We start from the raw sequence: 13,207 nt of genomic DNA, 5'->3' as shown, positions 1-13,207 counted from the left end.
TACATCACTCCTTAAGCGCGTTTAATTTCAACCAGATTGGTATGCTGCGGATTGCCTTTCGCCAGCGGCGAAGGGTGGTGGCTGGTCAGCGTATTGATACAGCCGCCGACATCAACGCCGTTGCCGTCAAGCTGCGTCCACGCGCCCTGCGGCATCGCCGCCACGCCGGGTAAAATGCGCTGGGTCACTTTACAGGGAAGCTCCACCACGCCGCGGTCATTGAATACATGCACCCGATCGCCGGACTTCAGTTGGCGGGCGCTGGCGTCAATCGGGTTAATCCAGACTTCATCCGGCACCGCCTCATGCAGCATCAGCACATTGCTGTAGGTCGAGTGGGTATGCCCTTTGGTATGGAAGCCGCTTAACTGCAACGGATACTTCGCCGTCAGCGCTTTGTTAAGGTGCGACTCTTTCGCCGGACAAAATTCCGGCAATGCGGGAATTCGCTCGCCTTCTGGCAACGTCCACGCTTGCGCCAGATCCGCCAGCGCCTGGGAGTAAATTTCAATTTTGCCCGACGGCGTGGAGAGTGGATTAGCCTCGGCGTCGGCGCGGAAATCGGCAAACGCAAGGCTCTGCTGCTCGGTAGCGATACGCTGGTCAATCACACCCATCTCTTTCGCCACGCTCCACTCCGGCAGGTATGGACGTTTTTCACGGATCTGCTGATAGTGCATCTCCGCCCACTGCGCCTGCGTTCGGCCCTCGGTATATTGCTCGCGCAGTCCAAGATGCCCGGCGATATCCGCGCAGATGTCATACGTGCTGCGCACTTCCCACATCGGTTTAACGGTTTTCTGAATCGCAATCATATAGTTATGCGATCCCGCCGCATAGGAGCTGTCCACCAGGTCTTCCGCCTCAAGATAGCTGGTCTCCGGCAACAGCAGATCCGCATACATCGCGCTGGGCGTCATATGGTTTTCAATCACGATAATGGTTTCACACAGCGATTCATCCGCGAGAATTTGACGGGTGCGGTTTGTTTCGCCGTGCTGATTAAGCAAAGTATTACCGGCCTGGTTGAAAAACAGCTTAATCCCGGTTTTTAGCCTGTCCGCGCCTTTTACGCCCATTGTCGTCGCGGTCATTTTCTCCGGATGCTGAATGGCGTCCGTCCACAAATAGCAAGGAATAGAGGTTGTGATCGGATTCTTACCGACAGGCAACAATGGCACGCCATACGGCGTACCGTAAGGCCAGTTGCCATTGTTGGTGCCGGGCCGCCCGAAGTGGCCGGTTAACGCAGGCAGCGTCTGAATAGCACGCACGGTTTGTTCGCCGTTGGCATGACGCTGCGGCCCCCAGCCCTGGCAAATATAGCAGGCGCGCGCCGAGGCGATTTCGCGCGCCAGTTGGCGAATACGCGTTGCAGGAATTCCGGTGATATCCGCCGCCCATTCCGGGGTTTTCGCGATACCGTCATCGCCCGTGCCAAGAACATAATCTTTATAGCTGGCGTTAGGCGCAGCCGTGTCCGGCAATGTGCTACGGTCATAGCCGACGCAATAGCGGTTTACCAGCGCCTCGTCGAGAAGCTGTTCGGTAATCAGCGTATGCGCTATGCCGGCGACTAACGCAGCGTCCGTGGTTGGGCGAATCGGTAGCCATTCGGCGTGTTCGGTAATCACCGAATCGGTATAGCGCGGATCGATAATAATGACTCGGGCTTTCGAGGTCTCCAGTGCCCGGCGCAGCTCTTCAACCTGACCGCCGCCGGACATCCGCGTTTCTGAGAGATTCAGGCCAAATAGCACCACCAGATCGGAATGCGCGATCTGCGTAAAATGGCTACCGACATAATCGCCGTGGGTATAAGGCGTGGCGGTGGCGATTTGCGCCGTGGAATAGGTGTTGTGATAATTTAAATAACCGCCGGTGAGATTTAGTAATCTTATCCAGGCGGGTCTACCCTGCGTGTGATAATACGCGCCGGATTGATAATTATAATAAATAGCTTCTCGGCCATATTTTTCGCTAACGCGCGTTAATTCCGCCGCAATAAAGGCCGTGGCCTCATCCCATGAAATACGTTTAAATTTTCCTTCGCCGCGTTTTCCCACTCTTTTCATCGGATACTTAATGCGATCCGGGCTATAGACCCGCCAGCGACTGGAACGCCCGCGCAGGCAGGGACGAATCTGATGCTCGCCGAATACCGCGTCATCTTTCGCGTCTTCCGGTTCAATACGCACAATGCGATCATTTTTCACGATAACCTTAAGCGGGCATCGGCTGCCACAGTTGACCAGACAGGCGCTGTGCCTGACGGTTTCGCCGTTGGCATCCTTCGGTGTCGGGGTATCCTGCGCCTGGGCAGTGGTAGCAAAAGGCAGCGTAATCGCCTGGCTTAGCGTCACCGCCGCCCCTACTTTTGCGGTAGCGACAATAGCATCACGTCGGGTTATGGTTGTGTTCAGCCATTTTTTTATTTCCATTTTTTATTTCTCACATTGCTTCCATAATTATTAATAATATGTAATGAAAACTAATCATAATAGATTAAATATTTGTGCTGATTGATTGTGATCAAACGCATTCTGAACGTCAGTAAAAATAAAATGTGATACCGCATACGTTATTATAAAAATTAATGAAAAATTATTTTATGTAATTCTGATGAAAATAAATTACCCATCACGGTATCCGGCGATATTAATTAACGACATGAGCAGGTAGCGCGCCCTGCAAGACCAGACGGGCTTTTCAACACTGGAGCAACATCGCCTATGCCTTTGAATTAGACGTCTCATCAGGGATAATAACCTTACGATTCGTCCGCTCAGGTCCACTATGAAACACTCCCTGCCATGCCGGGCGTTACGCAAACGCCCCATGAAACTCGGCACTACCGTCATTCTGATGGTCAGCGCCGTTTTGTTTTCGGTGCTCGTTGTGGTCCATCTGATCTATTTTTCGCAAATCAGCAGCATGACGCGCGACGCGCTGGCAGATAAAGCGCTGGCGGTGGCTCGCTCGCTGGCGGACTCTCCGGCAATTCGCGAGGGGCTGAAAAAACCGCCTGCGGAAAGCGGCATTCAGCCGCTCGCCGAAGCGGTGAGCCAGCATAATGGCTTTTTGTTTATTGTGGTGACCAATATGCAGGGCATCCGTTATTCGCACCCAGAAACGCAGCGAATCGGCCAACCGTTCAAAGGCGATGATATTCTGCTCGCGCTGCAGGGAAAGGAAAACGTTGCCATTAATCGCGGCTTTCTTGCCAAAGCGCTGCGCGTTTTCACACCGGTTTATGATGAACGCCACCGGCAGATCGGCGTGGTAGCTATTGGCCTGGAACTCAGTCACGTTACGCAGCAGATCAACAATAGCCGCGGCAGTATTATCTGGTCCATTCTGTTCGGCGCTCTGGTGGGGTTATTAGGCACGTATGCGCTGGTCAAGGTGCTAAAACGTATCCTGTTTGGCCTCGAACCCTATGAGATCTCAACCCTGTTTGAACAACGCCAGGCGATGCTGCAGTCAATCAAAGAGGGCGTTATCGCCGTGGATGATAGCGGCGAAGTCACGTTGATTAACCATGCGGCGCAGGCGCTGCTCGATTATCGAAAAACGCAGGATGACGCCAGATTATCCACCCTGAGTCATGCCTGGTCGCAGGTGGTGGACATTAGCGAAGTGTTGCGTGACGGTACGCCGCGCCGCGATGAAGAGATCATCGTCAAAGGCCGCCTGCTGCTGGTGAATACCGTTCCGGTGCGCAGCAACGGCGAAATTATCGGCGCGATATCCACCTTCAGGGATAAAACAGAAGTTCGCCAACTGATGCAGCGGTTGGACGGGATGGTGAACTACGCGGATGCGCTCCGTGAACGATCCCACGAATTCATGAACAAATTACATGTGATTCTGGGATTATTGCACCTGAAGAGTTATAAGCAGCTTGAAGCGTATATTATCAAGACGGCCAATAACTATCAGGAAGAGATCGGTTTGCTGCTGGGTAAAATAAAGTCGCCGATTATCGCTGGCTTTTTGCTCAGTAAGATTACTCGCGCCTCTGATTTCGGGCACAGCCTGGTGATAAGTAGCGACAGCCAGTTACCGGATAATAACAATGAAGATCAGGTTACGGTGCTGATTACGGCGCTGGGTAATTTGATTGAAAACGCTCTGGAAGCGTTGAGCCAGGAATCCGGCGGCGAAATCAGCGTCTCGTTACACTACCGTCATGGCTGGCTGCATTGCGAAGTGAGCGATGACGGTCCGGGTATCGAATCTGAGCGCATCGAGGCGATTTTTGAAAAAGGCGTCTCGTCGAAAGGCGCCGAACGCGGCGTCGGTTTAGCGCTGGTTAAACAGCAGGTTGAAGCGCTTGGCGGCGTAATTTCCGTGGAGTCCGAGCCTGGGATCTTCACACAATTTTTTGTACAGTTACCCTGGGATGGAAAAAGGACCAGCCTATGATCAATGTATTAATTGTCGATGACGATGCGATGGTCGCGGAGTTAAATCGCCGCTATGTCGCGCAAATCTCCGGTTTTCATTGTTGTGGAACCGCTTCGACGCTGGAAAAAGCGAAAGAGTTTATCTTCAACAGTGAAAATCACATTGACCTAATCCTGCTGGATATCTATATGCAGCAGGAAAACGGATTGGATCTGCTGCCTGTCCTGCACAGCGCAGGCTGCAAAAGCGACGTTATTGTCATTTCTTCTGCCGCTGACGCCGCCACCATTAAAGATTCGCTTCACTACGGCGTGGTGGATTATCTGATCAAGCCTTTTCAGGCCACGCGCTTTGAAGAAGCGTTGACCGGCTGGCTACGTAAGAAAACGGCGATGGAAAAACGCCAGTATTACGAACAGTCTGAGCTTGACCTGCTCATTCACGGTAATTCATCCAGCGAGCAGGAGCCTCGTCGGCTGCCAAAAGGGCTGACCCAGCAAACGCTACGCACCTTATGCCAGTGGATTGATGCGCATCAGGAGCAGGAATTTTCTACCGACGAGTTGGCCAACGAAGTGAATATCTCGCGCGTCTCCTGCCGTAAATATCTTATCTGGCTGGTGAATTGCCATATCTTGTTTACCAGTATTCATTACGGCGTGACCGGCAGGCCGGTTTACCGCTACCGCGTTCAGCCGGAACATTACTCTTTACTGAAACAATATTGTCAGTAAGGATACCGCATAAAGCCGACGCGAAGCGTTATATCCTGGTAACATTTATTATAACAATGCCAATAAAAACGCTATCACATTAATAACAAACCTGGGAAATTGTGTCAGATCAAATATACTCACCCCAGGCCTGTTAACGTTATTTTCTATTATTACAGCGCTCTGCGCTGTTTTTAATTTCAAAACGCTAACAAAAGTTAATTAAGTATTATCCCATGCCGAGAGTGTGTATTTTTATTAAAAAAGGGATTTGTCCGGAATTTTCCTGACACTTAAATAAAATTATGTTTGTAGCAATGGAGCTTGTGCTACGCCTATGGACAATACGTATATTGGTGAGCAGATACGCGTCTCCACACACCATACTAATAATTTAAAAAAATGGCGTGACAATGATCACATAAGTCACATGCTGTTCGCTTTATCTCGTGATTTACCTGATGGCGAGACACAAAAATCAAATAATAAACGCCTGTTTTTAAAACAGACAAATCATAATTTACTGCTCTCGCTGACTCCACCTGCCCATCGCCAGAGGGTGCTTCCCTCTGAACATCACCATCGCAAGAAAATAATTACTTAAAGCAACTCTGTAAAAAGCTTAATCGTTAATCGTCGCCACTGGCGCATTGAATATTCGCCATTTCCTGATGCTCATTCACAAAAATCAGAAGATGGCTGTGATCCATTTATCAAAATTGACTGGGTTTATCGCGAGGATAAATAAAAATGTTATTTAGTATACAGCTTCTCATAATATTAATATGTCTGTTTTATGGTGCCCGAAAGGGCGGGATCGCGCTCGGGTTGTTGGGTGGTATCGGTCTGGTCATTCTGGTGTTTGTTTTCCATCTCCAGCCAAGCAAACCGCCCGTTGACGTAATGCTGGTCATTATCGCGGTAGTCGCCGCGTCGGCGACGTTGCAGGCGTCAGGCGGGCTGGATGTGATGCTGCAGATTGCCGAAAAGCTGCTGCGTCGCAACCCCAAATACGTCTCTATTGTGGCGCCGTTCGTCACCTGTACCCTGACGATTCTGTGTGGGACAGGCCACGTGGTCTACACCATTTTGCCGATTATCTATGACGTGGCGATCAAGAATAATATCCGTCCGGAACGTCCAATGGCGGCCAGTTCTATCGGCGCGCAAATGGGCATCATCGCCAGTCCGGTTTCCGTCGCCGTGGTTTCTCTGGTAGCGATGCTGGGCAACGTGACATTTGACGGAAAACATCTGGAGTTCCTCGATCTGCTGTCGATCACCATCCCGTCTACCCTGCTCGGTATCCTGGCAATCGGTATTTTTAGTTGGTTCCGCGGTAAAGATCTGGATAAAGACGAAGCGTTTCAGAAATTTATTTCCGTACCGGAAAACCGTCAGTACGTGTACGGCGATACCGCGACGCTGCTGGATAAAAAACTGCCGAAAAGCAACTGGCTGGCGATGTGGATCTTCCTGGCGGCGATTGCCGTGGTCGCTCTCCTGGGCGCGGACTCCGACTTACGTCCAACCTTCGGCGGCAAACCGTTGTCGATGGTGCTGGTCATTCAGATGTTTATGCTGCTGACCGGGGCGCTCATTATCATCCTGACCAAAACCAATCCTGCGTCTATCTCAAAAAACGAAGTTTTTCGTTCCGGTATGATTGCGATTGTCGCGGTATACGGGATCGCCTGGATGGCGGAAACCATGTTCGGCGCGCATATGTCGGAAATTCAGGGCGTGCTGGGCGAAATGGTCAAAGAGTATCCGTGGGCCTACGCCATCGTTCTGCTGCTGGTCTCCAAGTTTGTTAACTCCCAGGCAGCGGCGCTGGCGGCGATTGTTCCCGTCGCGCTGGCTATCGGTGTCGATCCGGCGTATATCGTGGCCTCTGCGCCGGCATGTTATGGCTACTATATCCTGCCGACCTACCCAAGCGATCTGGCGGCGATTCAGTTTGACCGTTCCGGCACAACCCGTATTGGCCGCTTCGTCATTAACCACAGCTTCATTCTGCCGGGTTTGATTGGCGTGAGCGTCTCCTGCGTCTTTGGCTGGATCTTTGCCGCAATGTACGGATTCCTGTAATGGCCGCGCGCGCCGCCCGGTTATGCGCGGCGCGCGACTTAGAGCCTGGCCCATGAGGTTCTTAATACATTTTCTTACTATTAGGCTGGAAGCACATGTCGAAAAAAGAGTTTATCTATCAGGCGCCTTTCCCGATGGGAGAGGACAAAACAGAGTATTATCTGCTCACCTCCGATTATGTCAGCGTCAGTGAATTCAACGGAGAATCTATCCTCAACGTTGAGCCGCAGGCGTTAACGTTGCTGGCTCAGCAGGCCTTCCATGATGCGTCTTTTATGCTCCGTCCTGAACACCAGCAGCAAGTCGCCGCCATTCTCCATGACCCCGAAGCCAGCGAAAACGACAAATATGTGGCGTTGCAATTCCTGAGAAACTCCGAAATCGCCGCCAAAGGCATTCTGCCGACCTGCCAGGATACCGGCACGGCGATTATCATGGGTAAAAAAGGCCAACGCGTCTGGACGGGCGGCGGCGATGAAGCCGCGCTCTCCAAAGGCGTGTTTAATACCTATATCGAAGATAACCTGCGCTACTCGCAGAACGCACCGCTGGATATGTACAAAGAGGTCAATACCGGCAGCAACCTGCCAGCGCAAATCGATCTCTATGCCGTCGATGGCGACGAGTACAAGTTCCTTTGCGTGGCGAAAGGCGGCGGTTCAGCAAACAAAACGTATCTCTATCAGGAGACCAAAGCGCTGCTCACCCCAGGCAAGCTGAAAAACTTCCTCGTTGAGAAAATGCGCACGCTGGGCACCGCAGCCTGTCCGCCATACCATATCGCCTTTGTCATTGGCGGCACCTCGGCGGAAAGCACGCTGAAAACCGTTAAGCTCGCCAGCACCCACTATTACGACGCGCTGCCGACGGAAGGTAACGAGCACGGCCAGGCATTCCGCGATCTCCGCCTGGAACAGGAACTGCTGGAAGAAGCGCAAAAACTTGGCCTCGGCGCCCAGTTCGGCGGGAAATATTTCGCCCACGATATTCGCGTAATTCGCCTGCCGCGTCACGGCGCTTCCTGTCCGGTGGGGATGGGCGTCTCCTGCTCGGCCGACCGTAACATCAAAGCGAAAATCAACCGCGAAGGCATCTGGATCGAAAAACTGGAACACAATCCGGGCCAGTATATTCCGCCAGCGCTGCGTCAGGCGGGCGAAGGCGACGCGGTGAAAGTCGATCTCAACCGTTCGATGAAAGAGATCCTCGCCCAGCTATCGCAGTACCCGGTCTCGACTCGCCTGTCGCTGACGGGCACCATTATCGTAGGTCGCGATATCGCCCACGCGAAGCTAAAAGAGCGTATTGAATCCGGCGAAGACCTGCCGCAGTATATTAAAGACCATCCCATCTATTACGCAGGTCCGGCAAAAACCCCGGCAGGTTATCCATCTGGTTCATTAGGCCCCACCACCGCAGGCCGAATGGACTCTTATGTCGATCTACTGCAATCCCACGGCGGCAGTATGATCATGCTGGCGAAAGGCAACCGTAGTCAGCAGGTCACGGATGCCTGTAAAAAACATGGCGGCTTTTATTTGGGCAGTATCGGCGGCCCGGCGGCGGTACTGGCACAGCAGAGCATTAAGCATCTGGAGTGCGTCGAGTATCCGGAACTCGGCATGGAAGCTATCTGGAAAATTGAAGTAGAAGATTTCCCGGCCTTTATCCTGGTGGATGACAAAGGCAACGATTTCTTCCAGCAGATTGTCAGCAAACAGTGCGCTAACTGCGCGAAATAACCTGGCAGGCCCGGCGTTCTCCCGGGCCGCGTTATCGGTTAATTGCCGGATGGCGCTACGCTTATCCGGCTTATCCGGCCTGCACGCACGAGAGAACATGCTCACGCTTTTACATCGCTGGTCGCTACCACAGAAATCGCCGGGCTATCCGGCTGTTCGACGAATGGCGGCGTTTTCCGGTATTTATCCAGCAGGTGGATCTGAATCTTGCGCAGCATATCGCCGTTCAAACGGTAGTAGCGGAAGTAGAGAACCAACGTCATCATGAAAAACAGTACCGGCAGGACAATCATAATAAACTGCATCCCCTGCAGGGTTTGCGCAGACTGCGCCACGTTCGGCGTGTAGCCAATCAGCCCCAGCACCAAAGCGATAAAGAACGCCGCAAACGCCGAGCCGCCCTTCACGACCATCGTCTGTACGGAATAAGCGATACTCTCGCAGCGAATATTGAGCTTAAATTCCCCATAATCGACCGTATCCGCCACCATGATCACCTGAAGCACCCAAAAGAGCGCGGTCCCGATATTCAGGAAAATACCCGCCGCCACGATTAAAGCGGCATTATGGACATCCGCCAACGCCATCGCGAAGAGCCCTGCGCAACTCAGAACGGGCATCACGGAGGCGCCCGCCCACAATATCCGCCGCGATAACATTTTCACCAGCCGGGGGAAGACAATCAGCGTCAGCAGATTCGCCGCGCCGGCGTAAGAAAGGTAATAGGGAAAAAGATCGGCATCGCCAATCACATAGGTGAAGTAGTAGATCGCAAAGCCATTGATAATATTGGAGGCAATGTTATACGCCAGCGCCATTCCCAACAGGCAAGAGAGCTGATCGTTTTTGTATATCAATCCAACGATCGTTTTTAACGTCAGATGTGGGCGGCCCGCCGTTACACCGTTGTCGGAGGAGTACACCTCATGTACGTTGCGTAATGTCACGATAGTCGAGGCGATAAAAAACGCAATCAGTACCAGCGTAAACATCTGAAAGCCGAACCCACGATCCGCTCCACCAACGTAGTTCACAAACGGCAGCGTTATACCGGCAGTGACGAAGCCAGCCAGACTGGCGAAGAAACGCGGGAACGGCACCAGTTGTTCGCGTTCTCGCTTATCAAGCGTAATGGTCGGCACCAGCGACCAAAATGGGATATCCATAATGGTATACGTCATGCCCCACAGGATGTAGGTTACGCAGACAAATACAACCTGCGCGGTTCCCTCAAAAAGATGGGCGCTGAACAGCAGGAAAAGCACCAGCGAATTGGTTAAGGTGCCGATCAATATCCACGGCTTAAATTTCCCCCACCGCGAACGCGTGGCGTTGACAATCCAGCCCATGATGGGATCGTTTATCGCATCCCAGATTCGCGCGACCAGAAAGAGGGTGCCGACGAGGCCGACCGAAAGTCCCACCACATCGGTGTAGTAATACATCAGGTACATATACACAATGCCGATGGCGAAATCCTTACCAAACGCACCGAACCCGTAACTCAGCTTTGTTGTCAGAGAGATGCTCATAGGGTACCGGGTCGCTGTTACCAGCGCCCGCCTTCTGTTAGTAGAGGTTAAACGCCGGATCTGCCGTCCAGCGCGGCTGGAGATTAACGGCGTAACCAGGCCGGAAGCCAGTCGCCATGCGCGGCGATCAGATCGTCAACCAACGCATAGATTTCTTCGATACCCAGCACCGCTGCGGTATGAGGGTCCATCATCGCCGCGTGATACACGCGATCGCGGTTTTCCGTGAGGATGGCTTCGGTCAACAGCGTTTGCACGTTGATGTTGGTCTGCATCATCGCCGCCAGATGGGAAGGGATCGTCCCCACCTTCGTCGGTTGAATGCCGTTGGCATCCACCAGACAAGCCACTTCCACGCAGCTTCCCTGCGGCAGGTTATCAATCAGCCCCTCGTTACGCACATTGCCGTAAATCACGCTCGGCTCGCCGGTCCACAGAGCGTTCATAATGGTGCTGGCGTACTCGCGGGACGGTTTGATGTCGATACGCTCGGCGGTTTTATACTCCTCCAGCTCTTTATGCCAGTTCGCCAGTTGTTCTACGCAGCGTTTCGGATATTCATCCAGCGGCACCTTGTAGCGCGCAATCAGATCCTCGCGTCCCGGTTTAATAAACCACGGCGTGTACTCGGCAAAATGCTCTGATGACTCAGTGACGAAGTAGCCCAACTTTTTGAACATCTCATAGCGCACGATGTTCTGGCAGCGTTCATTGCCGTGAATATTGGGCTTCGGCGCCTGTCCGGCGTCATAGGCCGCCAGCAATTCAGGATAGAGATTGACATAAGTCCCGTCAGCCGTTTTGCGCTCCAGTTCGAGGTAAAACGCCATGTGGTTAATGCCGGCGCAGCGGTAGCGCAGCGAGGTGGGATCGATATTCAGGTCGCGCGCCAGTTCTTCCGCCGTTCCCTGTACCGAATGGCACAGGCCGACCTGTTTGATATGCGGATAACGGGCATACATCGCCCAGGTATTCATCGCCATCGGGTTGACGTAATTGAGCATGGTGGCCTTCGGACAGACTTCCGTCATGTCTTCGCAAATCCGCCACAGATGCGGGATGGTCCGCAGCGCGCGCATGATGCCGCCCGGCCCCAGCGTATCGGCGATCGTCTGTTCCAGGCCATGACGCTTACAAACCTCAAAATCGGTCACGGTGCAGGGTTCATAGCCGCCAATCTGAAAGGCGACCACCACGAAATCCGCATCCTGTAGCGCCGCTTTCTGGTTGGTATGGCAGGTAATCCGGCCAGAAGCGCCCGCTGAGTCCATCAGTTTCCGTACCACAATGTGCGACTCTTCCAGCCGGGTTTCGTCAATATCCATCAGGGCGACATGCGCTGACTTTAGCGCCTCGCGGTGAAACACATCGCCGAGGATATTTTTGACGAAAATCGTAGAACCTGCGCCGATAAAGGTAATTTTGGGTGCCGTCATCATGACTCTCCAGAACAGTAGTGAACACCTTCATGGTGGCACGCGTTCCCGGTGAAAACCTCCGTCTTCCCCGATGAGCATTCCCGAAAACTCAGATCGTATGCTGGCGCGCGGGAGATCTGAGTTTTTGGGACAAAATGGCGTAAAAAGCAGAGTATTCGGCCTGATAGTCAGGCTACGCTCTACAATATCGACGGATTCTGTGTCCGGATTCCCGGTTTCCTCCCGGCTAAAGGGGCATAATTCTGATAATTCAGGAAATGGAGTGACGATGAGTACGCAAGCAATATCCCTCCTCCCGCCCGACCCGCACATGTGCAACGGCGATGAAAAGCAAACCCGTAGCCCGCTGTCGCTCTATTCCGAATATCAACGACTGGACGTTGAACTGAGGCCGCCGCACAGAATGGCCAGCAGTCACTGGCATGGGCAAGTAGAAGTGAATGTTCCGTTTGACGGCGATGTGGAGTATTTAATCAACAATGAAGTCGTGCAGATAAAGCAGGGGCATATCACCCTGTTTTGGGCCTGTACGCCACACCAGCTTACCCGCCCCGGCAACTGCCGCCAGATGGCGATTTTCAGTTTGCCGATGCACCTGTTTCTCTCCTGGCCGCTGGATCGCGATCTTATCAACCACGTCACGCACGGGATGGTGGTTAAATCACTGGCGACCCAGCAGCTTAGCACCTTTGAAGTGTTGCGCTGGCAGCAGGAAACAAGCAGCCCGAATGAGCAAATTCGCCAGTTGGCGATCGATGAAATCGGCCTGATGCTTAAACGCTTTAGCCTTTCCGGCTGGCAACCCATTTTGCTCAATAAAACATCACGCACCCACAAGAATAGCGTCTCACGCCATGCGCAGTTTTACGTAAGCCAGATGCTGGGATTTATTGCCGATAACTACGATCAGGCGCTCACCATTAACGACGTCGCGGAGCATGTCAAACTCAATGCTAATTACGCGATGGGAATATTCCAGCGGGTTATGCAATTGACGATGAAGCAGTACATCACGGCGATGCGCATCAATCACGTACGTGCCTTATTGAGCGATACTGACAAAACGATCCTCGATGTCGCTCTGACTGCCGGGTTCCGATCCAGCAGCCGTTTTTACAGTACTTTTAGCAAATTTGTCGGTATGTCGCCGCAACAATACCGCAAGCTAAGTCAGCAACGACGCCAGACGATGCCCGGCTAAAGCCGGATACCACTATCAGCCAAAAAAATAATTCACCTGTCGATAAACGGCAGGTGAAATCGCTCGATATCAATAATTA

General features: G+C 52.6%; 9 protein-coding genes. 6 read left to right on the top strand and 3 right to left on the bottom strand.

The window, feature by feature from the left end:
- Window positions 1-11 precede the first annotated feature (11 nt).
- On the bottom strand, window positions 12-2,441 hold the full coding sequence (locus N7E69_RS10500) for a DMSO/selenate family reductase complex A subunit (RefSeq protein ID WP_000403491.1): 2,430 nt from the start codon (window positions 2,439-2,441) through the stop codon (window positions 12-14).
- A 355-nt stretch (window positions 2,442-2,796) separates the two neighbouring features.
- Here N7E69_RS10500 and N7E69_RS10495 point away from each other — a divergent pair, with 355 nt between their 5' ends.
- From N7E69_RS10495 to fumA, 5 genes are all read left to right on the top strand, one after another.
- Window positions 2,797-4,428, top strand: a complete 1,632-nt coding sequence (locus tag N7E69_RS10495) for a sensor histidine kinase (RefSeq protein WP_000682896.1) — start codon at window positions 2,797-2,799, stop codon at window positions 4,426-4,428.
- Window positions 4,425-5,144, top strand: a complete 720-nt coding sequence (dcuR, locus tag N7E69_RS10490) for a two-component system response regulator DcuR (protein ID WP_000611307.1) — start codon at window positions 4,425-4,427, stop codon at window positions 5,142-5,144. Before N7E69_RS10495 ends, dcuR begins: the two co-directional genes overlap by 4 nt.
- Window positions 5,145-5,460: 316 nt before the next feature.
- Complete coding sequence (locus tag N7E69_RS10485) at window positions 5,461-5,727, top strand: hypothetical protein (protein WP_024132416.1); 267 nt, start codon at window positions 5,461-5,463, stop codon at window positions 5,725-5,727.
- A 146-nt stretch (window positions 5,728-5,873) separates the two neighbouring features.
- Window positions 5,874-7,214: an anaerobic C4-dicarboxylate transporter DcuB gene (gene dcuB / locus N7E69_RS10480; RefSeq protein ID WP_000899153.1), complete on the top strand. Its 1,341-nt coding sequence runs from the start codon at window positions 5,874-5,876 to the stop codon at window positions 7,212-7,214.
- 95 nt (window positions 7,215-7,309) lie between these two features.
- On the top strand, window positions 7,310-8,956 hold the full coding sequence (gene fumA, locus N7E69_RS10475) for a class I fumarate hydratase FumA (RefSeq protein WP_000037191.1): 1,647 nt from the start codon (window positions 7,310-7,312) through the stop codon (window positions 8,954-8,956).
- Between the two features lie 101 nt (window positions 8,957-9,057).
- Here fumA and melB read toward each other — a convergent pair whose 3' ends face one another.
- Together melB and melA are read right to left on the bottom strand one after the other, a co-directional pair.
- Window positions 9,058-10,488, bottom strand: a complete 1,431-nt coding sequence (melB, locus tag N7E69_RS10470; protein WP_000028070.1) for a melibiose:sodium transporter MelB — start codon at window positions 10,486-10,488, stop codon at window positions 9,058-9,060.
- Between the two features lie 83 nt (window positions 10,489-10,571).
- Complete coding sequence (gene melA, locus N7E69_RS10465; RefSeq protein ID WP_001520868.1) at window positions 10,572-11,927, bottom strand: alpha-galactosidase; 1,356 nt, start codon at window positions 11,925-11,927, stop codon at window positions 10,572-10,574.
- Window positions 11,928-12,195: 268 nt separating this feature from the next.
- Between melA and melR the strand changes: the two genes are divergently transcribed.
- Complete coding sequence (gene melR, locus N7E69_RS10460; RefSeq protein ID WP_000106992.1) at window positions 12,196-13,128, top strand: transcriptional regulator MelR; 933 nt, start codon at window positions 12,196-12,198, stop codon at window positions 13,126-13,128.
- The last annotated feature ends 79 nt before the right edge of the window (window positions 13,129-13,207 follow it).

Source organism: Salmonella sp. 3C (assembly GCF_025426275.1).
Lineage (GTDB): Bacteria > Pseudomonadota > Gammaproteobacteria > Enterobacterales > Enterobacteriaceae > Salmonella > Salmonella enterica.
The sequence above is the reverse complement of the archived record's forward strand: the minus strand, read 5'-3'. Positions and strand labels throughout refer to the sequence as shown.